Origin of the sequence: Streptomyces sp. NPDC020845 (assembly GCF_044334165.1) — a bacterium.
In the GTDB taxonomy this organism is placed as follows: Bacteria; Actinomycetota; Actinomycetes; order Streptomycetales; family Streptomycetaceae; genus Streptomyces.
The window spans coordinates 189,524-215,150 of record NZ_JBIRSJ010000006.1 but is presented as its reverse complement, the minus strand read 5'-3'; the positions used below and the strand labels follow the sequence as shown (position 1 = coordinate 215,150).

Sequence of the window (25,627 nt, the reverse complement as noted above, 5' to 3'; positions counted from 1 at the left end):
CCGGCGCTGTTGCCACGTGCACTTTCCCCCCACAACCACACGAGGAGGATCCCTCGTCATGGCAGTTCACAAGCAAGTCAACGCGCGTCGACTCACCTTGGCCACGGCCGTCGCGGCCGCAGTGGCGGCCGGTGCCTTCGTAGCCGTCCCGGCCGGCGCGTCCACCGCTTCTCCAGCCGAGGGCACGGTCTACGGCACCCAGTCCGCGGACTCCGTCAAGGGCAGCTACATCGTCCTGCTCAAGGGTGGCAAGGCCATCAAGGCGCAGAGCACGGGCAAGGACCTCGCCGAGCGCTACGGCGGCACGCTGCGCCGCAGCTACGACTCCGCGGTCAACGGCTTCTCCGCGAGCGGCCTGACCGAGACCGAGGCCAAGCGGCTGGCCGCCGACCCGGCCGTCGCCAAGGTCGTCCAGAACCACCGCTTCACGATCGACGCCACCCAGGACAACCCGCCGTCCTGGGGCCTGGACCGCATCGACCAGGCCGACACCGAGGGCGACAAGAAGTACACCTACCCGGACAGCGCGGGCGAGGGCGTCACCGCGTACGTCATCGACACCGGCGTACGCATCAGCCACAAGGACTTCGGCGGCCGCGCCACCTCCGGCTTCGACGCCATCGACAACGACGACGACGCGAACGACGGCCACGGCCACGGCACGCATGTCGCGGGCACCATCGCCGGCTCCGACCACGGCGTCGCCAAGAAGGCCAAGATCGTCGCCGTCCGCGTCCTGGACGACCAGGGCTCGGGCACCACCGAGCAGGTCGTCGCGGGCATCGACTGGGTCACCGAGAACCACCAGGGCCCGTCCGTCGCCAATATGAGCCTCGGCGGCACCGTCGACGAGGCCCTCGACGCGGCCGTCCAGAAGGCCATCGACTCCGGCGTCACCTTCGGCGTCGCGGCCGGCAACGAGTCCACCGACGCCAGCAAGGGCTCGCCCGCGCGCGTCAAGGACGCGATCACGGTCGCCTCCAGCACGGACGCCGACGAGCAGTCCGACTTCTCCAACTACGGCGGCATCGTGGACATCTACGCCCCCGGTTCGGACATCACCTCCGACTGGAACACCGGCGACGACGCCACCAACACCATCTCCGGCACGTCGATGGCCACCCCGCATGTCGTGGGCGCCGCGGCGGTCTACCTCGCAGGACACCCCGACGCCACCCCGGCGGACGTGACCAAGGCGCTGACCGAGGGCGCGACCCCGGACAAGATCTCCAACCCGGGCGCGGGCACGCCGAACAAGCTGCTGAAGATAGTCGAGTAGGACCCGTACGACCCCGTGGCCGCCGCGCTCATCCCCCATGGAGCGCGGCGGCCTCATCTCTCGGCGCGAAATGGCCCACCGAGCGCGGGTACAAGTGGCCCAGGGCCCCGGGCCGCCCCACGGCTAAAGTCCCCAACGTGAACACATCTTCGAATACCGCGGACGCCACCACCGCCCCCACCAAGGTGGACCTCTACTTCGACCCCATCTGCCCCTTCGCCTGGATCACTTCGCGCTGGATCCTGGAGGTCGAGCGTCTCCGCGACCTCGACCTGCGTTTCCGGGTGATGAGCCTGTCCGTCCTCAACGAGGGTCGCGAAGACCTCCCTGAGCGCTACCGCGACCTGCTGGAGGCGGGCTGGGGCCCCGTCCGCGTGTGCATCGCCGCCGCGCAGCATCAGGGCGAGGAGGTCCTGCGCGACCTCTACACCGCGCTCGGCACCCGCATCCACAACCAGGGCAACGAGGACACCGAGGCCGTGATCCGCGAAGCCCTCGCCGAAGTCGGCCTCCCCGCCGACCTCGTCTCGGCCGCGACCAGCACCGCCTACGACGAAGCCCTCCGCAAGAGCCACCACGAGGGCATGGACCCCGTCGGCGAGGACGTCGGCACCCCGACGCTCCACATCGACGACGTCGCCTTCTTCGGCCCGGTCCTCTCCTCCATCCCGCGCGGCGAGGACGCCCTGCGCATCTTCGACGGCGCCCGGCTGCTCGCGGGCTACCAGGACTTCTTCGAGCTCAAGCGGACGCGTACGGGGGACTTGGACTTCAGCTGACCAATAAATCCGTGGACGCCGCTCGCGCGCTCGGGAAATCTTGGCGGCATGCGACAGGACGAGATCTGGGACGTCGAGACCGCGCAGAGCTATGACACCCCCGGCGCCGGCATGTTCGCCCCGGAGGTTCTGGACCCGACCGTCGACCGCCTCGCCGAACTCGCCGACGGCGGCCGGGCCCTCGAATTCGCCATCGGCACCGGCCGTGTGGCCGTCCCGCTCGTGCGGCGAGGAGTGCCGGTCACCGGCATCGAGATGTCGCAGCCGATGATCGACCAACTGCGTACGAAGGCGGACGACGCGACGATCCCGGTCGTCGTCGGCGACATGGCGACCGCGACCGCCGACGCTCCGGGCACGTTCCAGCTCGTCTATCTCATCTACAACACGATCTCCAATCTGCTCACCCAGGCCGAGCAGGTCGCGTGCTTCCGCAACGCCGCCCGCCACCTCGCACCGGGCGGACGGTTCGTCATCGAGCTGTGGGTCCCCGAGGTACGGAAGCTTTCCCCCGGCCAGCAGGCCGTGGTCTGGCAGTCCGAGGCCGGTTATATCGGCCTGGACACGTACGACGTACTGCGTCAGCACGTCGTCTCCCACCACTTCCGGTTCGGCGAGGGCAGGGAGGCACGGGTGTTCCGCAGCCCGCACCGCTACGTCTGGCCGACCGAACTCGATCTCATGGCCCAGCTGGCCGGGTTCGAGCTGGAGTCCCGGCATGCCGACTGGCAGGGAGCGGAATTCACGGCCGATTCGCGCTCCCACGTCTCGGTCTACCGACTCCCCCAGTGACTACCGTCCCGTCGTCGCCTCCTGGTACGACGCTCGTCCCGTCCGTGCCGGGCCCCTGACGTCCATGCTGCCGGGCACCGAGAGAAGCGCGCTGTACCAGACGTTGGCCATCTTGCTGTAGCCGCCCGCGTTCGGATGCACTCCGTCCGCCAGGTCGGCGGTCGTGAGTGCCCGGTACATGTCAACCAGATGCACGCGCTTGCCGGCGTTCACCTTGCTCTGCACGATCCCGGGGATCGCCGCGTTGAAGGTACGGACGGTCGAGTCGGCGAAGGAGATGGGGACGATCGTGGCCACGAAGACCTCCGTATTGGGGGACGTGGCGGTGATGTGGTCGAGCAGGGTGGAGAGCCGTCCCGGTGCGCCGGCGGGGTCGCTGCCGTACATGTCATTGGTGCCGATGTGCAGGAGTACGGTGCGCGGGGTGTAGGTGCGCAGCCAGTTCACGACGTTGCTGTCGATCTGGCCGATCGTCCACCCGGAGTGGCCTTCGTGGTCCCGGTCGCCGAGATTGCTCGGACCGTTGGACATGGAACCGACGAAGTCGACGTTGTGGCCGCCTGCCGCGAACTTCTGCCAGAGGTCGACGCGGTAGCCGCCCGGGACGTTGAAACCGTCGGTGATCGAGTCACCGAGCGGCATCACGCGCACGCCGGCCCTGGGCGCGGCTGGGGTGGAGGTTGCGGCGTGGGCGGTGCCGGTTGCGGTGAACAGCGCGAGGATCAGGGACGCGAGAGCGATGGAACTGGTGACCAGGCGTCTTATGCTTGTCATGATCGCCTTCCTCGATGGGGGATCACGAGGCCGCCTCTCGATCTCTGGCGACTCCGGAGAGGTGCTGAAACATTCCGGAGTGTGTTCCGAACTTTTTCAGTCGGCAAGAGTCAAGACGCGCCATAGCCATGGCGGTCGGCCGAGGCCGCCGGGCGGATCGCCGTCACCTGGAGCGCCGTCAAGCCTTCCGGGTGCGCGGGGGCGGCAGGGGGAAGAGGCCCCTCAGGCTGTGCAGCGCCTCGCTGTCGCCGGACGCCGACGCGGCACCGCTCTCGAGAGCATCGGCGAACGTGAGGCCCTGCCCGGTGAGGCTGACGAACGCCTCCTCGCTGATCGTGACGGTCGCGTCGGGGTGCTGGGCAGGCCCGTGCAGCGCCTCGATCGTCCCGTCGTCGATCCGGGCGTGGAAGACCTCGTCGTCGACGCGGAATTCGTACACCGCGCGGAGCCCGGCGGCGGCCTCGGCGTTGAAACAGGCCCGTAGGCCGAGGACCGCCCAGCCCGGATGGAAGGTCTCCGTCTCGCGCCGCTCGCCCATCGCCCACTTCAGGCCCCACTGGGCCAGTTCCAGGATCGCCGGTCCCAGCTCATCACCGGCTTCGGTGAGGGCGTACGCGGGGGTGCGGGCGGGGGGCGGGAGGGTGATCTTGTGGGCCAGGCCCTCGCGTTCCAGATGCTTCAGACGGGCGGCCAGCAGGCCGGTGCCCAGACCGCGCAGGCTGGCCTGGAGGTCGCCGAACCGCTTGGGTCCGGTCAGCAGTTCGCGGATCAGGAGCAGCGTCCAGCGCTCGCCGACGAGGTCGAGGGTGCGCGCGGTGGCGCAGTACTGGTTGTACGTTCGCTGTTCCACTTCATCACTCTAGACCGCGCAGGAGCGGCAGCACTCGCTCGGCGAACTCCTCCAGGCCCTGGTCGTGGTCGTCGGTCGCCAGGCGGATCACGACGTGGCGGGCGCCCGCCTCGGCGTAGCCGTGCAACCAGTCGGCGGCTTGGCGGGGTGTACCGGCGAACATGGCCTGGATCTGCTCGATGCGCTCAAGCGGCGCGTTGTAGTAGGGCTCGATGATGCTCCGCAGCCGCTGGCGCGCTTTGTACGGATCCTCGTCCAGGCAGAGCGTCGCGTACAGGGCGGGGGTGACCGTACGGGCCGGCGCCGCGCGCCCGATGGTCCGGCGTTCCTCCGCGTACGTCGTCGACTCGGGCGGATACGGGAGCCAGCCGTCGGCGAGGCGGGCCACCCGGCGCAGCGCCGGGCCGCCGCTTCCGGCCAGCCAGATCGGCGGGCCTCCCGGACGGTACGGCGGGGGAGTCAGCCGCACGCCGTCGAAGGAGAAGTGTTTGCCCTGGTGGGAGACCTCCTCTCCGCTCCAGAGCCGGCGCATGGCGTCGATCGACTCCTCCAGGCGGCTGATCCGGCGGGCGAAGTCGACGCCGACCGCCGTGAACTGGGCCTCGGTGTCGGGGTTCGGGAACCCGCCGCCCATGCCCGCGATCAGGCGCCCCTCCGACAGCCGGTCGAGGGTGGCGAGTTGATGCGCCAGCAGGATCGGATGGCGCAGCGCCGGGAGCAGCACCGCCGTGCCGAGCGCGATCCGTTCGGTGGTCTCGGCCACGGCGGCCATCAGCAGCAGCGGATCGGCGCGGGGCCTGGTCACGGGGGAGTCGCCCGCCCAGACCGAATCCAGCCCGAGCTCTTCCGCGCGCCGCGCCTGGGCGATGAGCCGCCGCGGTGCGTGCTCGCCCCGAACGGTCTGGTCGCGCGTCGGCAGCAGGTAGCCGACCTCAAGTCTCGCCATCTTGGCCCCAGTTGTTGTCGTTGAGGTGTCCGAGCCTAGCGATTGACTTCCTGATTTTGAAGTGACAGATTCAGATTGCGGAAGCGATGCAACGGGAGTTGAGGATGACGAAGGCGCTTTACACGGCGGAGGCACACGTGGCCGGAGGCAGAAACGGCCGCGGTCGCACCTCCGATGGACGGCTTGACCTGGAACTGCGGCTGCCCAAGGAGCTGGGCGGGGACGGTGAGGGCGCCAACCCCGAACAGCTCTTCGCGATCGGGTACGCCGCCTGCTTCGGTGCGACGCTCGCCCTGATCGGGCAACGCGGAAACCTCAAGGCGGACGACGCGGAGATCGACGCGTCGGTCTCGCTGATCCCGATCGACGGTGGCCGCTTCAAGCTCGGCGCCGAGCTACGGATCTCCCTGCCGTCGGTCACCGGCGAGCAGGCCGTCGAACTGGTCAGGACGGCCCACGGGGTCTGCCCGTACTCGAACGCCACGCGTGACAACCTCGACGTGGAGCTGGTGGTCAACGGCGCTCGGGTTCAGCGGAGTTAGCGTCAAGGCGCTCAGTCCGCCAGATCGCCGAGCAGTCCGGGGACATCCAACTCGACGCTGAACTCTCCGGCGACCTGGACGGACTCCTTCCCCGTGACCGTGGTCACCTCGCGGTATGTGTCGACGGACAGCTCGTGCACCACAATCCGCACCGCGGGCGCGAGCTCGACGCGCCAGTAGGCCGGCACCTTCGCCTGGGCGTAGAGCGCGGGCTTGAGGATACGGTCGGTGGACCGGTTGAACGGCGACACGATTTCCACGAGCAGCAGGACCGCTTCGAGTGGCACGGCCAGCGTGCCGCGCTGGACGGCGGCGCGGTCGACGATGGCGATGTCGGGGATGAAGAGTCTGGATTCGCCGGTCACCATCACCGCGCCAGCGGATAGGAACGGCGCGGCAGATTGGGCCAAGGCGGTGTGGATCTGACGGTGCAGTCCGAGGACACGATCTGGTGGTCCCAGGCGGGTGCGGGGGACATCATGAGGACGCCGTCCACTAGTTCATAGCGGGCGCGTGCCGGGTGCTCCGGGAGCGCGAGGACGTCATCGACTGTCCAAGGGCCTTCGTGATCGTCGACTCGCATCTTGGCGACGCTCATGACTGCCATCACCGCCTCCTCGTGTTCCTGGACTCGAGCAAGGCACGCAGTTCGGACACTCGCCGAGACTTCCAGCCCGTGCCGCCTGCGCGTACCGAAAAGGCGCTTATATCACTCTGTGGAGTGAACCTGGTCGGGCGCTATCCGCTGATGTAGATGAGGGCGGTGCCTTGTGCCGCGACCAGGAGGAGGCAGGAGTCCCCTTCGCCGGACAGGACGGATTCGAGGGGGAGATTCTTGGCGTACGCGAGGGTGGGCGGGGTTCCGGGCGTGCCGGTGATCTTGGTGAGGATCGTTTCGAGGAGGTCGCGGGCGAGCCAGGAGACCAGTTCATCGCCGGGGATCTCGGGGGTCGTGGAGTCGAACTCCCAGACCAGGGTCTGGGCCCGGGCCGCCGCGACCATGTTCCGTTCGGACTCGGTCAGCGCGGCTTTCAGGGAGGCGGCGTCCAGGGCCCACAGGACGTCGTCGGTTTCGTCGTCCCCCTCCTCCGCGATCAGCCAGTCTTCGTCTTCGGCCCAGCCGGCGCGGAAGGCGGCGTCGGGGTCGGCGACGTTCAGGTCGACGTCATGGGTACCGAAGGTCACCTCGAAGGTGACCGCGTCGGTGTTGTTGATCTGGAGGAATTCGCTGAGCAGGGACGTGACGCAGGCGATCCGGTACTCGGGTGTGTCATTGGCGTCGGGGGTGGCCGGGGCGGCCTTGGCGTCGGTCAGGGCCAGCCGCGTTGTTCTGTCGTGGGAGCGCACCAGCAGGTGCAGCTCATCGTCCAGCGCGGGGCCGTCCGGCTCGGCGGCCACCGTGATGCGGAGCAGATCCGTACCGTCCGCCGCCAGGTGACCGGCCAGGTATCCGGCGAGCGCCCGGCCCCGTCGGTCCGGGCCGTCGGGGTCCGACTCCGCCGCTTCGGTGAGGAATTCGCTGATGAACGCGAACGTATGCTCCGCACCCTCGTCCGGCAGGCCCCACGAGGCGTGCAGGGGGCCGGAAGACGTCTCGTCCGGGTCCTCGATGTCGAACCGCTCGACGGCCACCGGATGGCGCTGCCCGTCGGGGCCGTCGAACGTGGACGGGAAGGCACCGTAGTCCGACACCTCGGCCGGCGAGGGCGCGGCGGTCCACTCCTCCTCGTACGACGGCGGAGCTTCGCCGCCGACGAGTGCCAGGCGCCAGCGCGGCAGCCACAGCGCGAACAGGTGCTCCACGGCTTCGAGCGGGTCGATATGGCGCGGCTCCGTGTCCGTCAACGTTCCTTCCCCGGGTCCACGTTCGCGATCACGACGATCACGGCGGAGCCTACAAGGAGTGGACCGCGCCGCGCCCCAGCAACCCCGCCAGCAGCCCCGCGATGTTCCACGCGTCGTCCACGCCCCGGTGGTGTGTGCCCTCGAGAGGGAGCCCCGCGTGGTCGAGGGCGCCGGCCATGCCCAGTTCGCGGTCGAGGGAGTGCATCAGCGAGTAGAGGTTCTTGACGTTGAGATGCCGGGTGCCGAACGGATAGCGGATGTTCGTCGCCGACGACTGGCGCGTGAACTGGGCGCGGTCGTACTCCCCCCAGCTGGCCCATACGCGGTGTCCGGCGCCGTGTTCGTCGCGCAGGATCTCGCAGGCCTCGGCGAAACCGATGCCGGCGGCGGCCTGTTCGGGGGTGATGGTGGTCAGCTCGGTGCAGAAGGGGCTGACCGTGGAGCGCTCGGGGCGGACCATGAGGGAGCGGCGGACGGGGCGTTCGCCGGTGGCGACGTCCAGTTCGCACAGGCCGATTTCGATGATCTCGGATTCCATGCCCTCGGGGGTCGGGCCGTCCCAGCAGGTCGCTTCGATGTCCACGACGAGTACGCGGTCGAGTCGCAGTCTTGCCATACGGGGTAGCGAATCACGGCGACGTGGTGGCGGGCACGCCAATTGTCGTCAGGCGGGGCGCCGCCGGGGTGAGGGCCGGGGCGGCGGCCAGGCGGCGATGGCGCCGGCGGTGCCGCCGCCGAGGAGGGCGAGCGCGATGGTCCAGGCGATCCAGTGGTGGGCCGCGAGGTCGAGGACGCTCTGGTCGAGGGCGCCGGCTGGCTGTGCCTCGTAGGGGTTCGCCCGGTCGTAGACGACGGTCGTCGCCACGCGGTCCTCGGCGTCGCGGTGGCCGTGCGGGACGTAGAGCGAACCGTCGATCGTCTCCTCCGGTACGGAGACGGAGTGGCCGTCGGCGTCGTCGAAATCGAGCCACACCGATGACGTGTGGCAGCTGATGCCCCGGCCCTGCGCGCAGGAGATGGTCAGGGACGCCTGGGCCCGGGCGTGCAGTCCGTGGGCGCGCAGCGCGGCCAACTCGGTGTGGCCGTCCCATACGTGCTTGACCTGGCCTGCCAGCAGCAGGGCGCCGATCAGCGCAACGGTCACAGCGGCCGCGGTCGTCCCCCATCGGCGCAGCAGACTCTTCACCAAGCCCTCCTCACTCGTGGTGTCACATCGTCCGGCTAGGGTCCCTGACCATGACACACGACAGGCTCCGCGAACTCCTCGCCACCGGACTGATCGACACCCTCGACGCCCGCGACAAGGCGCTGCTTGAGCGCCGCGCGCGGATCAAGGCCAGTGGGGAGAAGCCGTCCCGGCTGGAACCGCGCGGATGGTGGTACGCGGTGCCCGGCGCGGCGTACGAGGGGGTCTTCGAGGCGCTGGAACTGCACGACCGGTTTCCGGTCACGCTGGAGGAGGGCGCCGATGTGGAGGACATGTCGTCGCGCAGGGGCGCGTACCCGGTGTTCATCACGCCGGAACTGGACGGCTGGCGGCTGGTCTTCGGCAACCTCGCCGAGGCGGTCGGCTGGGACTGGGACGAGTGGATGGGCGCGGTCGAGCGGCTGAGCGAGCACTGCGGCGAGGCGCAGATGTTCTTCCAGGACGAGGCGGCCGGGGCGGACGTCTGGGTGGTGGCCGAGAAGGGGCGGATCCGGCGGCGTTACGCGGCGGAAAGCGACCCCGAGTGGATCGGCGAGCCGCTGCCCTGGGAGGACCTGCGCGTCGACGACGAGGACTTCGACCCGGAGTACGACGAGGCCGAGCCGAACGAGGGCACGGCGCGGGCGGCCTACGCCTGCGGGCGGCTGTCCGTCGATCCCACGGAGATCGGCCCCGACACGCGGATGAGCGGCCACGGCTGGCTGGCCCTCAACGCCCCGGGCATCGGGCACGAGGGCCTCGACCTGCTTGTGTAGGAGGTACGCGATCTGCGGTGGATACGAGACAGCGACACGCCGACGCCACGGCGCGTCGTCGTCTCGTATCCACCGCAATGTCACCGGCCGGGGCCTGCGGGGATCACCTGCACCGTGTCGCCCACCGGACGCTCGCCCGCCGCGTCCGAGGGGGCGTTGACGAGCTTGCCGGCGACGGTCATGGTGCTGGAGCCGCCGCCGTCCAGGTTGAGCGCCCGCTCCGCGCCCAGGGAGCGCATGAACTCCGCGCCCTCCGCCAGGGTGAAGCCCTCGCTTACGCCGGGCCGGCGCCCGTCCACGGTGACGAGGAGCAGGCGTCCGCGCTTGTCGAGGCCGGCCATGGTGCGCGGCTGCCGTCCGTTGGACCAGGCGTAGCCGAAGGAGAGGTCCCGGGGGTCGAGCATGCCCTCGGTGGCGGCGTCGATGGCGATCCGGCCGTCCTCCACCAGGGTGGGCGCGGCGCTGACGATGCTGTCGTCGCGGCCGAGCTCGACCTGCCGCCCGGCGGTGTCGCGGACCGTCTCCTGGACGGCGATCCGCGTGCCCGGACGGCCGTGGGCGGTCAGCCAGTCGGCGGCGGAGCCGACGCCCTGGAGCACCGAGCCGCCGGACGGGACCTCGCCGCCGCGCCGGCCGGTGGAGACCACGCGGTGGTCGGCGTCGAGCACCACCTGGACGCCGGGGCCGGTGGGCAGGTCGGCGCGGAACGCCGCGGTGAACTTGACCAGGTCGTCGGCCTTGGCGCAGGTGAGGTCCTGGCGGGGCAGCTCGGTGGGGGTGGCGCCGGGACGGCCGCAGTTGCGCACCTTGCCGGGCACCCGGTTGATGCCCTGCACCACGTAGGCGGCAGACTTGGACCCTGCCCGCGCGGTGACCGTGGTGGTCAGATCCGCGATACGGGCGCGCCGGCCGCCGTCGCCAAGGATCAGCGCGGCGCGCGAACCGGCGGCCATCGACTGCAGCTCGCCGTCGTAGGCGCTGATTCCGGCCATCGTGCCCTGCACGCCGTCGGCGTCGGAGGTGATGAAGAAGCCGCCGTTGACGCCGACCAGCGAGCCGGTCTTCGCGGCGACCGAGGAGGTCGTCTCGCGGTCCGCGACATCGCCGTTGTGCGTGGACTCGACGGTGCCGGTGAAGGCGGCCGGGTCGATGACCGCGACATGCACGCTCTCCCGGTCGGCCGGCTGCTCGACGTCGTAGCCGGTCCACTCCACGGCCGGCTGGAGGCCGAGCGCGGTCACCTTCGGGGTCGTACGCTGCGCCTCGTCCGAGCTGGCGTACGTACCGACGCGCACCCGCCACCCCATCGTGCCGCGCGGCGTGTCCGCGTACGCGGGCCAGCTGACCTGCTCCAGGCGCGGCTCGAGCCCGGCGTCGCGCAGCCGCCGCGCGGTGTCCTCGGCCCAGGTGTGCGTGGAGAGCGGGGCGAACGTCCGGGCGCCGGTCAGCCGGTTGACGGCGGGGGCGTGGATGGTCACCGTCCAGGCCGGCTTGGCGTCCGGGTTCTGGATGGTGCCGGTGCGTATCTGGACGCCCGGGGCCACGGTCCGCGTCGTCCACTGGACCTGGGCGGGGGCCGCGGCCGCGGTGGTGACGGAGTGGGGGGCCGTGGGGGTGGCTGCCTGCGCGGGTGCGGGCACCGCCAAGGGGTTGACGACCGTCAGCGCGATGGTGGACGCCACAGCGAGCGCGACGCGCCTTCGAGGTCTGCGGCGGGCTGTGTCCGCCCCGAGTGAACGAGTGTGGCTTTCGTTGTGCATGACATCCCCCTGGGGGCCTCGACGTCGTGCGACGTCCTGGTGGGTGCAGGGAAAGTCCAGCGGTGTCCGGGGAGGGGACGGGAAAGGGCCGGTGAACGGTGAGGAGGAGGCGGCTGACGCCCAAGCCCCGAGGCCGATGAGAGGCCAGTAAGAGGAGTCGTCCGGCCGAGAGCTGGGACAGGTGGATTATCTCTCCTCAGCCGTCATGTCGCGTCTCGCGCGACGCTCCGTGACAGAACCTTCCCGATCACCTGTTCGGCCTAGTAGCGCGAAGCGACCCGCAGGCAGGCGAATTACGTTGAACGGGTGTGCCTTTGGGCACCGCGCGTCAAGGAGGTGAAGCGATGCGAAAGTCGCAGAAGGCGAAATCGCACACTTCAGTCCGTCTGCTCACAGGAGCCATCGCGGTGGCCGCCGGCCTCATGGGTGCCGCCGCGCCGGCCCTCGCATGCGATGCGGCCCAGCAGGGCACGGCCTCGGCCTCACAAATGGCCCTGGAGCCCGCGGCTCCGACCGCGGAGACAACGCCCGGCGAGCCGACCCCGCGAGCCACCGACGGGGGTGGCCAGGGTGGGACCGGCACGTCCGGGAGCGGCCAGGGCGGCAACGGCGGAGACGGCTACGGAAACGGCAACGGGAACGGTGGCAACAGTTTCACCGTGAACGTGACGTTCTGCATCGCCAGCTCCTGCCAGCATCAGCAGTCCGGTGGCTCCGGCGGCCAACCGAACGGCGGTAACGGTGGAAATGGCGGGAACGCCAACGGGGGCAACGCCAATGGCGGCAACGGCGGGAACACGAATCAGTAACCGCCGCGACGCACCGCGCTCGCGGTCAGGCCGTGAGCGCGGTGAGCTCCTCGGCCCCGGCCCGCGCCTCGTCGTAGCGGCGCAGCAGCAACCGGGCCAGCTCCGGGGCCGGGCCCAGAACGCCCGCCAGGACATCCGCGCCCGCATCGCGCGCGCCGTACGCGATGCGGTCCGGGAGCCGGCCGGGGGCGATGACGTACGGGGCGACGGCCACCCGGCGGACACCCTCGGCGCGCAGTGCGCGCACCGCGTCCTCGGTGCGGGGGAACCCCGCGGGAATTGCCGCGGAGGCGAACGCGGGCCGCACGGCGCACCAACCGGTGTGCCGCCACTCCCGCGCGATTTCTGCGATCACCGCGATCGCCTCCGGGTCGGTGGAGCCCGCCGAGGCCAGGACGACCCCGGTCGAGCGTCGGTCGCCGGGGCGCAGCCCGGCCTCGTACAGGCGCCGTTCCAGGGCCCGCGTCAGCAGCGGCGAGGGGCCCAGGACCTCGGCCTGCCGGACGCGCAGGCCAAGGTGGCGGGCCGTCGCCTCGCGCAGCACCGCCGGGATGTCGGCCTTCGCGTGGAAGGCGCGGGTGAGGAGCAGCGGGAGGGCGACGATGTCGTGGGCGCCCTCCGCCGCCAGGCGGTCCAGGACCTGGCCCACCCGCGGCGCGTTGAAGTCCAGGAACGCCGCCTCCACCCGCAGCCCCGCCCGCAGCGACCGCGCCCGCGCGCACAGCGCGGCGACGGTCGCCGCGTGGCGTGGGTCGCGGCTGCCGTGGGCGATGACCAGCAGGGTGGGGGTGGTGGAGGTCACGGGAGGCGTTTCCGGATTCCTTACGAGGGCGGGGAACAGGGTGGGCACGGGCGCGGCTATCGGGCTGCGGGCGTCAGCGGGCGTTTGCCAGCAGGCCCCGGCTGCGCAGCACCCGTCGCTCGATCGGGGCGAAGATCAGCAGCTCGATCGCGATCCCGACGAACAGGATCATGATGATGCCGAGCAGCACCCCCGCCATGTCGGAGTTGTTGCGCTGGTTCTCCAGGTACTGGCCGAGTCCGAGCCCCAGGTCGGGGGACTTGGCGATGATCTCCGCGGCCATCAGCGAGCGCCAGGAGAACGCCCAGCCCTGCTTGAGCCCGGCGACATAGCCGGGCAGCGCGGCGGGCAGCAGGATGTGGCGGGCGCTGACCAGGCCCCGGGCGCCGAGCGTGCGTCCGGCGCGCAGGAACAGCGGGGGCACCTGGTCGATGCCGGAGACCAGGCCGTTGGCGATCGAGGGGACCGCGCCGAGCAGGATGACGGTGTACATCATCTTGTCGTTGAGGCCCAGCCAGATCACCGCGGGCGGCACCCACGCCACCGAGGGCAGCGACTGGAGCCCGGACAGGATCGGGCCGATCCCGGCCCGGATGAACTTCACCCGGGCGACGATCAGCCCCAGCGGGGTGGCGATGGCCAGCGCGATGAGGAAGCCGAACAGGCCGCGCGAGACGCTGGTCCAGATGATGTCGAGCAGTTCGCCCTTGAGCCACAGTTCCCGCAGCGCGTCCCAGACCAGCTTGGGGTCGGGGAGCTTGTAGTCGTCGGTGACCTTCGCCCAGACCAGCACCTTCCAGATGAGGAGGATCAGGGCGACGGCCACGACGGGCGGCAGCACCTTCTGGACCAGCACCTCGGCCGGGGACGTACGCCGGATCTGCACCGTGTCCAGCGCGTCGAGCCCGGCCTCAAGACCCGCCAGGTCCTGGCTGGACTGCTTTCCCCGTTCCGCCGTAGCGGGCTCGTCCGTCGTCTTCGGCGACTCGCCGGTGATCTCAGTGCCGGCCATGGCGGCGGATCTCCCCACGCAGTTCTTCGGTGATCTCAATGGACAGGTCCGCGACGGCCGCGTCCTCGATCCGGCGCGGCTGCGGAATGTCGACCGCCCACTCCCGGACGACCCGCCCCGGCCGCGAGGACAGCAGCACCACGCGCTGGGCCAGGCGCACCGCCTCGCGCACGTTGTGCGTGACGAACAGGACCGAGACGCCCGTCTCGCTCCAGATGCGGGTCAGTTCGCCGTGCAGCACATCGCGGGTGATCGCGTCGAGCGCGGCGAACGGCTCGTCCATCAGCAGCACGCTGGAGTCCTGCGCCAGCGCGCGGGCGAGCGCGACCCGCTGCCGCATACCGCCCGACAGCTCGTGCACCCGCTTGCCGTGCGAGCCGCCCAGCCGCACCAGCTCCAGCAGCTCCTCCGCCCGGGGCTTGCGGTCGGCGCGCGGTACGCCGCGCAGCCGCAGCGCCAGTTCGATGTTCTTGCCCGCGGTCAGCCACGGGAAGAGCGCGTGCTCCTGGAACATCAGGGCCGGCCGGCCGCCGGCGACCTCGATGGTCCCGGCGGTCGGCCTGTCCAGGTCCGCGACCAGGTTGAGCAGCGTCGACTTACCGCAGCCCGAGGCGCCCAGGATGCAGACGAACTCGCCCGGCCGGACATCGAGGTTGATGTCGTCGAGCACGGGCTGTGCGGCGCCGGGGCGGCCGAACGCCTTGTGGACGTGGTCGATCCGGACAGCTCCGGAGGATTGCGACGAGCCTGCCGCGGCCGCCGTGGCCGCGCCCGCCCGGTCGGCCTTGTCGGTGGTCAGTGCCGGGGACATCCGGTCACCTCCTGATGGGTGCGTACGTGCGGTGTGCGTACGGGATGCGGGTGTGCGTACGGGGCGCCCGCGTACGCGATGCGTGCGTACGCGGGCGTTCGGCGGCTACTGGGTGCCAAGACCGGCGGCCGAGACTGTGGGCTTGCCCTCCGACTTGAGGACCTTGTTGAGCAGGGTCAGGTCGTAGATGCCCTTGAGGTCGGGCTTCTCCAGCAGCCCGGCCGCCACCGCGTGGTCCGCCTCGGTGTCGAGGGTCGAGGCCAGCGGGTCGTCGGTGACCTGGATGCTCTGCCACGCCGGGTCGATCACCTCGGCCGGGAGGGCCTTGCCGGTCTCCGCCTTGAGCGTGGCGTTGGCCTCGGCCTTCGCCTTGTCGGGGTTGGCCTTGATGTACGCGTTGGTCTTCACCGAGCCGCGCAGTACGGCCTCGACGACATCCGGGTGCTTCTTGAGGAAGTCCTGCCGGACGATCACGTTGGTGATGACGAACTTCTTGTCCGGCCACAGGGTGGACTCGTCCAGCAGCACCTTGCCGCCCTCGGCGACCAGCTTGGAGGCGGTCGGCTCGGGCACCCAGGCGCCGTCGACGGAGCCGGACTTGTACGCGTCGGGGGTCACCTTGTTGTCCGTACGGACCACGGAGACATCGCCCTTGCCGCTCTGGGCGTCGACCTTCCAGCCCTTCTCGGCGATCCAGTTGAGGAACGCCACGTCCTGGGTGTTGCCCAGCTGCGGGGTGGCGATCTTCTTGCCCTTGAGGTCGTCGAGCGTCTTGATCTTCTTCGGGTTGACGACGAGCTTGACCCCGCCCGATGCGGAACCCGAGATGATCTTGAGGTTTTCGCCGTGGGACTTCACATAGCCGTTGATGGACGGCGAGGGGCCGATCCACCCGATGTCGATGGAGCCACCGTTCAGCGCCTCGATCTCGGACGGGCCCGCGTTGAAGACGAACGGCTGGATCCCCGTGCCGCCCAACTCCTTCTGGATCAGCCCGCCGTCGCGCAGACCCACCAGCGCGGTGGCGTGGGTGAGGTTGGCGAAGTAGCCGATCCTCACGTTGTCCAGACCGTCGATCTTCTTGCCGCCCGCGGCGGGGACGGTCTTGCTTCCCGTGTCGTCCTTCTGCGAGCCGTAGCCGCAGGCGCCCAGCGCGCCGATCAGCAGGGGGAGCGCGGCGGCTGCCGCGAAGAGGCGGGTGCGTCGGCTGAAGGCGGGTCGAGGGTGCGTGGTGCGGTCGACGGACACGGGAGGATTTCCTCTCGGAGGGCCGGGGACAGCGTCAGGGGACGCCCGGCAAATCGGCAGGTCTTCGGTTGCGATACGGCAGGGGAGCGGGGAGTGCACAGGTCAGCAGGCACATCGGCCGACCCCTCCCTGCCCGCTGCCCAGGGCACCGCTGCCGACGCGGCCGCCCTCCTTCGCGAAGGTGGAGAAGACATCACCGGACATGGTCAGAAGTCCCATCCGTCGTCATCTGCCTGGTCGTCATGGGTGGGGACAGGGGTCGCGAACGAGTCGCCCACCATGCCCGCGGTCAGCGTCGTGCCGTCGGCCGGGTCGATCAGGATGAACGAGCCGGTGCGGCGCGAGTCGGCGTAGGAGTCGACCGGCAGCGGCTCGGCGGTACGGATCTTCACCCGGCCGATGTCGTTGGCGACAAGCTGCTCCGGGTGCGGGTGCAGGGACAGATCGTCGAGGGTCAGCCGGGACGGGATGTCCTTGACGATGGCTTTCACCGTGCGGGTGCCGTGCTTGAGCAGCACCCGGTGGCCGACCGTCAGCGGCTGGTCGGCGACATGGCAGACCGTCGCCTCGATGTCCTGCGTGGCCTGCGGCGCGTCCTTGCTCGGCACGATCAGATCGCCGCGCGAGACGTCGATGTCGTCCGCCAGCAGAACGGTCACCGACTGCGTCGTCCAGGCCACGTCGACCGGCTTGCCCAGCAGGTCGATGCCCGAGATCGTGGTCGTACGGCCGGACGGCAGCACCATGACCCGCTCGCCCACACGGAACGAACCGGCCGCGATCTGGCCCGCGTACCCCCGGTAGTCCGGGTGCTCCGCGGTCTGCGGACGGATCACATACTGCACGGGCAGCCGTGCGTGGCAGTGCGCCAGGTCATGGCTGACCGGGACCGTCTCCAGGTGCTCCAGGACGGTCGGTCCGCCGTACCAGTCCATCGTCGCGGACGGCTCCACCACGTTGTCACCGGCCAGCGCCGAGATCGGGATGGCGGTGACGTCGGGGATGCCGAGCTCGGTGGCGTACGCCGTGAACTCCTCGGCGATGGTCGCGAAGACGGCTTCCCGGTAGTCGACCAGGTCCATCTTGTTGACCGCGAGGACCACATGCGGGACGCGCAGCAGCGCCGCGATCGCGGCGTGGCGGCGGGTCTGCTCGACGACGCCGTTGCGGGCGTCGACCAGGATCACCGTGAGCTCGGCGGTGGAGGCGCCGGTGACCATGTTGCGGGTGTACTGCACATGGCCGGGCGTGTCGGCGAGGATGAACCGGCGCCGGGGCGTGGCGAAGTAGCGGTACGCCACGTCGATGGTGATGCCCTGCTCGCGCTCGGCGCGCAGCCCGTCGGTGAGCAGCGCGAGGTCCGGGCCGTCCTGGCCGCGGCTCGCCGATGCGCGCTCCACGGCCTCCAGCTGGTCGGCGAGGACCGACTTGGAGTCGTGCAGCAGGCGGCCGACGAGGGTGGACTTGCCGTCGTCGACCGAACCGGCGGTGGCGAACCGCAGGAGGGTCGTCTCGGAGAGCTCTGTGGTCGTGGTCGTGGACATGCTTAGAAGTACCCCTCGCGCTTGCGGTCCTCCATGGCGGCCTCGGACAGCTTGTCGTCGGCGCGGGTGGCGCCGCGCTCGGTGAGCCGGGAGGCGGCGATCTCGGCGATGACGGCGTCCAGCGTGGTCGCGTCGGAGTCGACGGCGCCGGTGCAGGACATATCGCCGACGGTGCGGTAGCGGACCTGCCGCTTCTCGACCGTCTCGCCGTCCTTGGGCCCGCCCCACTCGCCGGCGGTCAGCCACATGCCGTTGCGCTGGAAGACCTCGCGCTCATGGGCGAAGTAGATCTCCGGCAGTTCGATGTTCTCGCGGGCGATGTACTGCCACACATCCAGCTCGGTCCAGTTGGACAGCGGGAAGACGCGGACATGCTCGCCCGGCGCGTGGCGGCCGTTGTACAGATTCCACAGCTCGGGGCGCTGGCGGCGCGGATCCCACTGCGAGAACTCGTCCCGCAGCGAGAACACGCGCTCCTTCGCCCGGGCCTTCTCCTCGTCGCGGCGACCGCCGCCGAAGACCGCGTCGAACCGCTCGGCCTGGATCCTCTCCGTCAGCGGCAGCGTCTGCAGCGGGTTGCGGGTGCCGTCGGGGCGCTCCTTGAGGACCCCGCGGTCGATGTAGTCCTGTACGGAGGCCACATGGAGGCGCAGCCCATGGGCCGCCACCACACGGTCCCGGTACTCCAGGACCTCGGGGAAGTTGTGTCCGGTGTCGACGTGCAGCAGCGAGAAGGGCACCTGTGCCGGGGCGAACGCCTTGAGCGCCAGATGCAGCATGAGGATGGAGTCCTTGCCGCCGGAGAACAGGATCACCGGCCGCTCGAACTCGCCCGCCACCTCGCGGAGGATATGCACCGCCTCGGACTCCAGCGCGTCCAGGTGCGTCAGCGCGTAGAGGTTGCCGTCCTCGCCGCCGTCGCCGCCGTCTTCCGAGCCGGGTCCGGTTCCGTTCGTCTGAGCCACGGTCGTCATGCCAGACCCCTCTCACTCAGCAGCGACCTGAGCGCCGCGGCGGACTCCTGCACACCCTGCTGATGTGTCTCGATGCGCAGATCCGGGGAGTCGGGGGCCTCGTACGGGTCGTCGACCCCGGTCAGCCCCTTGATCGCGCCCGCGGCCTGCTTGGCGTACAGCCCCTTCACATCACGCTCGGCGCACACGTCCACCGGCGTGGCGACATGCACCTCCAGATACGCCGTGCCCTCGGTCTGGTGGCGCTTGCGGACCGCTTCGCGGCTGTCCGCGTACGGGGCGATGACCGGCACCAGGACCTTGACGCCGTTGGAGGCCAGCAGCTCGGCCACGAAGCCGATCCGCTGGACGTTGGTGTCCCGGTCCTCGCGGGAGAAGCCGAGGCCGGAGGAGAGGAACTCGCGGATCTCGTCGCCGTCCAGCACCTCCACCCGGTGGCCCTCACCGCGCAGCCGCTCGGCCAGCGCGTAGGCGATCGTCGTCTTGCCCGCGCTCGGCAACCCGGTGAGCCATACCGTGGCGCCCTGCTCTGTCACGCTCATCTGGTTCTCCTGGTCAGCCATCAGCCGTGCAGCCCGCACTCGGTCTTGGCGCGGCCCGCCCAGCGGCCGGCCCGTGCGTCCTCGCCCTCCAATACCCGCCGGGTGCAGGGCGCGCACCCCACCGACGCATATCCGTCCATCAGCAGGGGGTTGGTGAGCACACCGTGTTCGTCGACGTACGCGTCCACGTCCGCCTGCGTCCAGCGGGCGATCGGGGAGACCTTGACCTTGGCCCGCTTGGGGTCCCAGCCCACCACCGGGGTGTTGGCGCGGGTCGGGGACTCGTCGCGGCGCAGCCCGGTCGCCCAGGCGTCATAGCCGCGCAGCCCCTCCTCCAGCGGCTTGACCTTGCGCAGGGCGCAGCACAGGTCCGGGTTCCGGTCGTGCAGCTTCGGGCCGTACTCGGCGTCCTGCTCGGCGACGGTCTGGCGGGGGGTGAGCGTGATGACGTTGACGTCCATCACGGCCGCCACCGCGTCGCGGGTGCCGATGGTCTCCGGGAAGTGGTAGCCGGTGTCGAGGAACACCACATCGACACCCGGCAGCACACGGGACGCCAGATGGGCCACCACCGCGTCCTCCATCGAGGAGGTGACGCAGAAGCGCGGCCCGAACGTGTCGGCCGCCCAGCGCAGGATCTCCAGCGCTGGGGCGTCCTCCAGTTCACGCCCCGCGCGCTCGGCCAGCTCCTGCAAGGTGGCGGGTTCTTCCAGGTGCGTCTGTCGCTGCTCGGTCATATCGCCGTGCCCCCTTCGCCGTGGTCGCGCCGCAGCCCCTTGGCCAGCAGCCCGAGGAACGACAGCCGGAACGCGCGGTTGCAGGACACGCATTCCCAGGCGCCGTGGCCTTCTTCGGAGGGGCGCAGGTCCTCGTCCCCGCAGTACGGGCAGTAGAAAGGCGCCGCACGCTCGCTCACAGCGCCTCCTTGTTCGCCCCGCCGCGGCAGCGGCTGCTCGTCACATCAGCGGCTCCGCCGCGGGCACTGTCGCCCGCGCGGCGCAGAGGCGCGGCTTTCGTCGTCGTCCGCGGCCCGGCGTCCCGCCCGTCTCCCGCCACCGCCCTCAAGAGGCTGCGCTGCGCGCAGGCAGCTTTCATGCGTGCGTCGCTCACGACAGCGCCTCCTCGCTCGCTCTGGCCGCCCACGTCGCGAACCGCTCGCCCTCTTCCCGCTCTTCCTGGAAGCGGCGCAGCACGCGCTCGATGTAGTCGGGGAGTTCGGCGGAGGTGACCTTCAGACCGCGCACCTTGCGGCCGAAGCCGGCCTCCAGGCCGAGCGCGCCGCCCAGGTGGACCTGGTAGCCCTCGACCTGGTCGCCGTTGTCGTCCATGACCAGCTGGCCCTTGAGGCCGATATCGGCGACCTGGATGCGCGCGCACGCGTTGGGGCAGCCGTTGAGGTTGATGGTGATGGGCTCGTCGAACTCGGGCAGACGGCGCTCCAGCTCGTCGATCAGCGAGGAGCCGCGCGCCTTGGTCTCGACGATCGCGAGCTTGCAGAACTCGATGCCGGTGCAGGCCATCGTGCCGCGCCGGAACGTGGACGGCTGGACCTGAAGGTCCAGCGCCTCCAGCCCTGCGACGAGCGAGTCGACCCGGTCCTGCTCGACGTCGAGCACGATCATCTTCTGCTCGACGGTGGTGCGGAGGCGGCCGGAGCCATGTGCCTGGGCCAGTTCGGCGATCTTGGTGAGGGTGGCCCCGTCCACGCGGCCGACGCGCGGTGCGAAGCCGACGTAGTAGCGGCCGTCCTGCTGGCGGTGTACGCCGATGTGGTCGCGCCACCGCTGCAGCGGCTGCTCCGGCGCGGGGCCGTCGACCAGCTTGTGCTTCAGGTACTCGTCCTCCAGCACCTGGCGGAACTTCTCCGCGCCCCAGTCGGCCACCAGGTACTTCAGCCGGGCGCGGTTGCGCAGCCGCCGGTAGCCGTAGTCGCGGAAGATGCCGATGACACCCGCCCAGACCTCCGGGACCTCGTCCAGCGGGACCCAGGCGCCGAGCCGGATGCCGATCTTCGGGTTGGTGGAAAGACCGCCGCCGACCCACAGGTCGAAGCCCGGGCCGTGCTCGGGGTGGCGTACGCCGACGAACGCGACGTCGTTGATCTCGTGGACGACGTCGAGCAGCGGCGAGCCGGAGATGGCCGTCTTGAACTTGCGCGGCAGGTTGGAGAACTCCTTGTTGCCGATGAAGCGGCTGTGGATCTCCTCGATGGCCGGGGTGCCGTCGATGATCTCGTCCTCGGCGATCCCGGCGACCGGCGAGCCGACGATGACGCGCGGGGTGTCGCCGCACGCCTCGGTGGTCGACAGGCCGACGGCCTCCAGCCGCCGCCAGATCTCCGGCATGTCCTCGATCCGGATCCAGTGGTACTGGATGTTCTGCCGGTCGGTGATGTCGGCCGTGCCGCGGGCGAACTCCTGGGAGATCTCGCCGATGACCCGCAGCTGCTCGGTGGTCAGTCGGCCGCCGTCGATGCGGACGCGCAGCATGAAGAACTCGTCGTCCAGCTCCTCCGGCTCCAGGATGGCGGTCTTTCCGCCGTCGATACCGGGCTTGCGCTGGGTGTACAGGCCCCACCAGCGCATACGTCCGCGCAGGTCGGCGCCGTCGATGGCGTCGAAACCACGGTGGGCGTAGATCGTCTCAATGCGTGTCCGCACATTGAGACCGTCGTCGTCCTTCTTGAACTGCTCGTTGGCGTTGAGGGGCGTGAAGTGACCCGCGGCCCACTGGCCCTCGCCGCGGTGGCGTCCGGCCTTGCGGCGGGGCGTGGCTGCGCTGGGGCGGTCCGGGGTGGCGGCCATGGCGGTGTGTGTCCTTCTGAGCGGCTCTGGTGCGGCGGACGGTGCTCGTGCACACCCCCGGTGCCCCGCGCTTTGGCCTGCGCGTCGGTGACCTGCGGTTTTGCGCAGGCGGGCATGGCAATACGGGGGAGGGTGAGGTGCGGTGGCGGGGAGAATGAGGCGTGCGAGGTCGCCCACGTCGTCGGGGGCGGCGGGGAATGAGGTGGGGCCGGCGGTGCGCTCCGGGGTCGGGGACCGCCTAGGGGTACAGCCTCAGCCGGCTGGACAGATCGCGCTGGACATGCGGCCGAGATCGACGTGGCGCCGACTCACCAAGGCAATTCCAGCTCGAGACATGAGGGAAGCGTGGCATGGGGGTCTCGGGGCAGTCCACCATCATCCAATATCTGGACAACAATGTCTCGCATGGTGGGATGCTGTGTCCTTGGTCACCTGTTGCGCGACTTGCGGTCCGGGCGCACGGCTCACTCGGTCTCGGCGTCGTGCTTGGTGTCGAAGACCCGGAACCCGCGCCGCCGGTAGTTGTCCAGCGCGTACGGCCCGTCCTTGCTGCAGGTGTGCACCCACACCCGCTTGGTCGGCGGCCGCCAGGCCCAGCGCTCGGCCAGGTCCCAGGCGCGGGCGGTGCCCCAGGTCAGCAGATGCCCGCCGATGCGCCGCCCCCGGAAGGCGGGCAGCAGCCCGAAGTACGCGATCTCCACCACGCCCTCGTCCTGCCCGTCCAGCTCGATGTACCCCGCCGGAGTGCCGCGCTCATACGCGACCCAGGTCTCCACGCCGGGCCGCTCCAGGAACTCCCGCCACTGCTCGACGGTCCACCCCAGCCGGTCCGTCCAGGCCACATCCGAGCCGACGGTCGTATAGAGGAAGCGGTTGAACTCCGGGCCCGGGATCTCGGCCCGTACGATCCGCACCCCCGCGTCGGCGGGGGGCTGCTGCGCCGGGGCGAGGTCCGCGGGCGAGGTCTGCTCCAGGGACCAGGTGGTGACGGTGATGCTCATGCGGCACATCCCATCACGACCGCGGCCGGTGGCTGCAACGCGGCGCAACCTTTGCGCATGGCTGTAGCGGGCACGGACAGTGGGCGTGGCGGAGGGCGGTACCGAGTCGGCGCGGCATCCCCTCCGCCGAGTTTCCCAGCTTTTTTGCGGCTCGGTTCTCCCCCGGCTACCGCTGGGAGGTGCCCCCCCGGGGGGGCTACAGCCCCTGTCGACGGTCGACCGTGCTCGGCCCTCCGCGCGGCGGAGCCGCATATCGACTGCAGCCTCAGGGCCTCCGCGCGCTCTCCCTTTCACAGTGACATCAGCGCCTCCGGCGCGGGCGACCGCGCCCCTTCGGCTCACTCGCCTCGTCCGGCCTGGTCACCGGCTGGTCACGGAGGGAAACACCGGGGGCCGTGGGGCGTCCCGGGGCGGATACCGTTGGAAGGTGCAGCCAGGGAAAGAACCGTCGAAGCCGTCCGGTCGGCTCAACAAGGCCCGCGCCTTGTACCGCAATGTGTCCAAGCGCAGGATGGCCTGGCTGCTGCTGAAGGACACCGTCCACTCCTGCATGGAGTACCGGGTCACCGGCCTGGCCGCCGAGGCCGCCTTCTTCACCCTGCTGTCGCTGCCGCCGCTGCTGCTCGGTCTGATCGGGCTCCTCGGCTACTTCGACGCGTGGACCAACACCGACACCGTGGCCACCATCCGGCAGAACATCCTCAACGCCTCGGGGACCGTGCTGTCCGACAAGGGGGTCCGGGAGATCGCCCGGCCGCTGCTGGACGACGTCATCAAGGGCGGCCGCCCGGACGTCATCTCCCTCGGCTTCGCCATCGCCCTGTGGTCCGGCTCCCGCGCGGTCAACGTCTTCGTCGACACCATCACCATCATGTACGGGCTCGAAGGCCGCCGCGGGATCGTCAGGACCCGGCTGCTGTCCTTCCTTCTCTATCTGGTCGCGCTGATCATCGGGGCGGTGGCGCTGCCCCTGATGGTGATCGGCCCGGAGACCGTCGTGGACCTGGTGCCCGCGAGCGGGGACCTCGTACGGATCCTTTACTGGCCCGTGGTGATCCTGCTGTCCGTCGCCTTCCTCACCACGCTCTACCACGTCTCCGTGCCGGTGCGCTCGCCCTGGCGGGAGGACATCCCCGGGGCGCTGGTCGCGCTGGCCATATGGGTGCTCGGCAGCGTCCTGCTCCGTATCTACCTGGTCCACACCGTCGAGGGGCCGACGATCTACGGCTCGCTGGCCGCGCCCGTCGCCGTGCTGCTGTGGATCGGTGTGTCCGCCTTCGCGGTGCTCGTCGGCGCGGCCGTCAACGCCGCGATCGACCGGGTCTGGCCGTCGGTCGCCACCGCGGCCGGGCGCGCCGAGGCCGCCGCCCGGGCGCGGGAGGATGCGGCCAGGCGGCGGGCCTGGGAGCAGCGCACCGCGGACGACGGGGCGGCGGAGATCACCCCGCCGTCGGAGTTCCCCGAGCGCTGGGCGCAGTTCCTGCCGCATGCCGACGTACGCTCCCGGCTGCACCACAGGCGCACCCCACGACAGGCACCCAGGACACCGGAGACACAGACGCCGGAGACACAGACGCCGGAGACGAAGACGCCGGAGACACCGGCGCCCGAGGCGCGGACACCCGAGCCGCGGACACCCGAGGCGCGGACGCCGGAGCCCCGAGCGTCCGAGAACGGCGGGGCGAAGAACCTCGCGGCGGAGAACGGCGCCTCGCGGGACTCCCGGCCAAGCGAATCCCGGCCAGGCGATTCGAGGCCCAGCTCCCGGCCGAAGGACGCCCCGCCGCAGGACGACTCCCCGTCCGACGGCCGGACCGACGCCGCCGGGAATCCGGTGCGCAGCGCGACCGGCCGGTCAGTGCCAGATACGGGAGGCCAGTAGCCCCAGCCCGGCCTCGGCCGTCTCCCGCCACACCCGCAGCGGCCCGTCGAGCAGCGCCTCGGCCTCCTTTTCGCCCGGCCAGTCGTCGATCCGGGCCAGCGCCCGCTCGCGCTCCGCCCCGGACACCGCGAGCGCGGCCTCGGCCGCCGGAAGCCGGCGCCGCACCTCGTCGGCGGGGAACACCGCGTCGCCGACCCAGCCGGGCAGCAGCGCCGCGCGCTCGGGGCCCAGGCCGTGGAAGAGGGCGGCCACCGGGTTGTCCTTGCGTACGGACTCGAAGAACGGCTCGACCGTGTCGGTGTCGAGCCGGTCCCACCAGTCCATGACGTGGAGCTTCCCCGTGGTGTCCATGGCGTCGAAGGCCGAGTCGTTGACCATGTTGTACAGGTGCAGCACCGCCTCGGTGTTATAGCCGTCCTCGCGCCACACCGTCACCGCGCCACCGCCGCGCGCCGCGTCGCGCTCCCAGCGCGACCACGTACCCACCGCCGTCGACCACGCCGCCGTGGCCTCGATGGCGGGCACCGCGAGCGGGGCGAGCTCCGCGACGTCCGTATCGCCCAGCGCCCCCATCAGCCAGAAGCTGGACCTGCCCATACCGCGCCCCTCCGTGTCCACCACTGCCCAGTGCCGCGCCTTGCGGAATCGCAGAGTGTCATGGCCCACCGA

At 70.6% G+C, this 25,627-nt stretch carries 29 protein-coding genes; 7 read left to right on the top strand and 22 right to left on the bottom strand.

Annotated elements, in window-relative coordinates:
* Window positions 1-58 precede the first annotated feature (58 nt).
* The 3 genes from ACH4U7_RS16745 (at window position 59) to ACH4U7_RS16735 (ending at window position 2,850) form a co-directional block, all read left to right on the top strand.
* Window positions 59-1,279, top strand: coding sequence for a S8 family peptidase (locus ACH4U7_RS16745; protein WP_398528649.1), 1,221 nt, complete (start codon window positions 59-61; stop codon window positions 1,277-1,279).
* A 137-nt stretch (window positions 1,280-1,416) separates the two neighbouring features.
* Window positions 1,417-2,058, top strand: a complete 642-nt coding sequence (locus ACH4U7_RS16740) for a disulfide bond formation protein DsbA (protein WP_398528648.1) — start codon at window positions 1,417-1,419, stop codon at window positions 2,056-2,058.
* Between the two features lie 48 nt (window positions 2,059-2,106).
* Complete coding sequence (locus ACH4U7_RS16735) at window positions 2,107-2,850, top strand: class I SAM-dependent methyltransferase (protein ID WP_398528647.1); 744 nt, start codon at window positions 2,107-2,109, stop codon at window positions 2,848-2,850.
* On the opposite strand, the gene ACH4U7_RS16730 is transcribed toward ACH4U7_RS16735, so the two are convergent.
* The 3 genes from ACH4U7_RS16730 to ACH4U7_RS16720 all read right to left on the bottom strand — a co-directional run bounded on the left by ACH4U7_RS16730 (window position 2,851) and on the right by ACH4U7_RS16720 (window position 5,420).
* On the bottom strand, window positions 2,851-3,624 hold the full coding sequence (locus tag ACH4U7_RS16730; protein ID WP_398528646.1) for an SGNH/GDSL hydrolase family protein: 774 nt from the start codon (window positions 3,622-3,624) through the stop codon (window positions 2,851-2,853).
* 178 nt (window positions 3,625-3,802) lie between these two features.
* Complete coding sequence (locus ACH4U7_RS16725) at window positions 3,803-4,474, bottom strand: winged helix-turn-helix transcriptional regulator (protein WP_398528645.1); 672 nt, start codon at window positions 4,472-4,474, stop codon at window positions 3,803-3,805.
* 4 nt (window positions 4,475-4,478) lie between these two features.
* On the bottom strand, window positions 4,479-5,420 hold the full coding sequence (locus ACH4U7_RS16720; protein ID WP_398528644.1) for an LLM class flavin-dependent oxidoreductase: 942 nt from the start codon (window positions 5,418-5,420) through the stop codon (window positions 4,479-4,481).
* A 104-nt stretch (window positions 5,421-5,524) separates the two neighbouring features.
* Here ACH4U7_RS16720 and ACH4U7_RS16715 point away from each other — a divergent pair, with 104 nt between their 5' ends.
* Entirely contained in the window at window positions 5,525-5,962 is a 438-nt protein-coding gene (locus tag ACH4U7_RS16715; RefSeq protein WP_398528643.1) for an organic hydroperoxide resistance protein, read from the top strand.
* A gap of 11 nt (window positions 5,963-5,973) precedes the next feature.
* On the opposite strand, the gene ACH4U7_RS16710 is transcribed toward ACH4U7_RS16715, so the two are convergent.
* From ACH4U7_RS16710 to ACH4U7_RS16690, 5 genes are all read right to left on the bottom strand, one after another.
* Entirely contained in the window at window positions 5,974-6,333 is a 360-nt protein-coding gene (locus ACH4U7_RS16710; protein WP_398528642.1) for a Uma2 family endonuclease, read from the bottom strand.
* Window positions 6,330-6,569 (bottom strand): hypothetical protein, encoded by a 240-nt coding sequence (locus ACH4U7_RS16705; RefSeq protein WP_398528641.1) that lies wholly within the window; start codon window positions 6,567-6,569, stop codon window positions 6,330-6,332. Before ACH4U7_RS16705 ends, ACH4U7_RS16710 begins: the two co-directional genes overlap by 4 nt.
* Before the next feature lie 131 nt (window positions 6,570-6,700).
* The gene (locus ACH4U7_RS16700) at window positions 6,701-7,807 is read right to left on the bottom strand and encodes a hypothetical protein (protein WP_398528640.1); all 1,107 of its coding nucleotides are present in this window, start codon (window positions 7,805-7,807) and stop codon (window positions 6,701-6,703) included.
* Between the two features lie 49 nt (window positions 7,808-7,856).
* A complete protein-coding gene (locus ACH4U7_RS16695) occupies window positions 7,857-8,423 on the bottom strand; it encodes an exonuclease domain-containing protein (protein ID WP_398528639.1) in 567 nt (188 codons plus the stop codon).
* A 48-nt stretch (window positions 8,424-8,471) separates the two neighbouring features.
* Window positions 8,472-8,993, bottom strand: a complete 522-nt coding sequence (locus tag ACH4U7_RS16690; RefSeq protein WP_398528638.1) for a hypothetical protein — start codon at window positions 8,991-8,993, stop codon at window positions 8,472-8,474.
* A 50-nt stretch (window positions 8,994-9,043) separates the two neighbouring features.
* Here ACH4U7_RS16690 and ACH4U7_RS16685 point away from each other — a divergent pair, with 50 nt between their 5' ends.
* A complete protein-coding gene (locus ACH4U7_RS16685) occupies window positions 9,044-9,769 on the top strand; it encodes a hypothetical protein (RefSeq protein WP_398528637.1) in 726 nt (241 codons plus the stop codon).
* 80 nt (window positions 9,770-9,849) lie between these two features.
* Here ACH4U7_RS16685 and ACH4U7_RS16680 read toward each other — a convergent pair whose 3' ends face one another.
* Window positions 9,850-11,451, bottom strand: a complete 1,602-nt coding sequence (locus tag ACH4U7_RS16680) for a phosphodiester glycosidase family protein (RefSeq protein ID WP_398528636.1) — start codon at window positions 11,449-11,451, stop codon at window positions 9,850-9,852.
* 422 nt (window positions 11,452-11,873) lie between these two features.
* Between ACH4U7_RS16680 and ACH4U7_RS16675 the strand changes: the two genes are divergently transcribed.
* Complete coding sequence (locus tag ACH4U7_RS16675) at window positions 11,874-12,338, top strand: hypothetical protein (RefSeq protein WP_398528635.1); 465 nt, start codon at window positions 11,874-11,876, stop codon at window positions 12,336-12,338.
* A 25-nt stretch (window positions 12,339-12,363) separates the two neighbouring features.
* Here ACH4U7_RS16675 and ACH4U7_RS16670 read toward each other — a convergent pair whose 3' ends face one another.
* From ACH4U7_RS16670 to ACH4U7_RS16615, 12 genes are all read right to left on the bottom strand, one after another.
* Window positions 12,364-13,140 (bottom strand): sirohydrochlorin chelatase, encoded by a 777-nt coding sequence (locus tag ACH4U7_RS16670; protein WP_398528634.1) that lies wholly within the window; start codon window positions 13,138-13,140, stop codon window positions 12,364-12,366.
* 73 nt (window positions 13,141-13,213) lie between these two features.
* Window positions 13,214-14,152: an ABC transporter permease gene (locus ACH4U7_RS16665; protein WP_398528633.1), complete on the bottom strand. Its 939-nt coding sequence runs from the start codon at window positions 14,150-14,152 to the stop codon at window positions 13,214-13,216.
* Window positions 14,139-14,963, bottom strand: coding sequence for an ABC transporter ATP-binding protein (locus ACH4U7_RS16660; protein WP_398528632.1), 825 nt, complete (start codon window positions 14,961-14,963; stop codon window positions 14,139-14,141). The genes ACH4U7_RS16665 and ACH4U7_RS16660 overlap by 14 nt, the downstream gene beginning before the upstream one ends.
* A gap of 105 nt (window positions 14,964-15,068) precedes the next feature.
* Complete coding sequence (locus tag ACH4U7_RS16655) at window positions 15,069-16,211, bottom strand: aliphatic sulfonate ABC transporter substrate-binding protein (RefSeq protein WP_398528631.1); 1,143 nt, start codon at window positions 16,209-16,211, stop codon at window positions 15,069-15,071.
* A 206-nt stretch (window positions 16,212-16,417) separates the two neighbouring features.
* The gene (locus tag ACH4U7_RS16650) at window positions 16,418-17,755 is read right to left on the bottom strand and encodes a sulfate adenylyltransferase subunit 1 (protein WP_398528630.1); all 1,338 of its coding nucleotides are present in this window, start codon (window positions 17,753-17,755) and stop codon (window positions 16,418-16,420) included.
* A 2-nt stretch (window positions 17,756-17,757) separates the two neighbouring features.
* Complete coding sequence (cysD, locus tag ACH4U7_RS16645) at window positions 17,758-18,729, bottom strand: sulfate adenylyltransferase subunit CysD (RefSeq protein ID WP_398528629.1); 972 nt, start codon at window positions 18,727-18,729, stop codon at window positions 17,758-17,760.
* Window positions 18,726-19,292 carry an adenylyl-sulfate kinase gene (gene cysC, locus ACH4U7_RS16640; RefSeq protein ID WP_398528628.1) on the bottom strand — a complete coding sequence of 189 codons (567 nt, stop codon included), beginning with the start codon at window positions 19,290-19,292 and terminating at the stop codon, window positions 18,726-18,728. The genes cysD and cysC overlap by 4 nt, the downstream gene beginning before the upstream one ends.
* Window positions 19,292-20,008 (bottom strand): phosphoadenylyl-sulfate reductase, encoded by a 717-nt coding sequence (locus tag ACH4U7_RS16635; RefSeq protein ID WP_398528627.1) that lies wholly within the window; start codon window positions 20,006-20,008, stop codon window positions 19,292-19,294. Before ACH4U7_RS16635 ends, cysC begins: the two co-directional genes overlap by 1 nt.
* Window positions 20,005-20,187, bottom strand: a complete 183-nt coding sequence (locus tag ACH4U7_RS16630; protein ID WP_089508809.1) for a hypothetical protein — start codon at window positions 20,185-20,187, stop codon at window positions 20,005-20,007. The genes ACH4U7_RS16635 and ACH4U7_RS16630 overlap by 4 nt, the downstream gene beginning before the upstream one ends.
* 190 nt (window positions 20,188-20,377) lie before the next feature.
* On the bottom strand, window positions 20,378-22,075 hold the full coding sequence (locus tag ACH4U7_RS16625) for a nitrite/sulfite reductase (protein WP_398528626.1): 1,698 nt from the start codon (window positions 22,073-22,075) through the stop codon (window positions 20,378-20,380).
* A gap of 252 nt (window positions 22,076-22,327) precedes the next feature.
* On the bottom strand, window positions 22,328-22,411 hold the full coding sequence (locus ACH4U7_RS16620; RefSeq protein ID WP_309471194.1) for a putative leader peptide: 84 nt from the start codon (window positions 22,409-22,411) through the stop codon (window positions 22,328-22,330).
* A 128-nt stretch (window positions 22,412-22,539) separates the two neighbouring features.
* Window positions 22,540-23,076, bottom strand: coding sequence for a GNAT family N-acetyltransferase (locus ACH4U7_RS16615; protein WP_398528625.1), 537 nt, complete (start codon window positions 23,074-23,076; stop codon window positions 22,540-22,542).
* Window positions 23,077-23,503: 427 nt separating this feature from the next.
* On the opposite strand from ACH4U7_RS16615, the gene ACH4U7_RS16610 reads away from it, so the two are divergent.
* Window positions 23,504-24,958, top strand: a complete 1,455-nt coding sequence (locus tag ACH4U7_RS16610; RefSeq protein ID WP_398528624.1) for a YhjD/YihY/BrkB family envelope integrity protein — start codon at window positions 23,504-23,506, stop codon at window positions 24,956-24,958.
* Here the strand turns inward: ACH4U7_RS16610 and ACH4U7_RS16605 are convergent.
* The gene (locus ACH4U7_RS16605) at window positions 24,932-25,555 is read right to left on the bottom strand and encodes a hypothetical protein (RefSeq protein ID WP_398528623.1); all 624 of its coding nucleotides are present in this window, start codon (window positions 25,553-25,555) and stop codon (window positions 24,932-24,934) included. The genes ACH4U7_RS16610 and ACH4U7_RS16605 overlap by 27 nt on opposite strands.
* Between the last annotated feature and the right edge of the window lie 72 nt (window positions 25,556-25,627).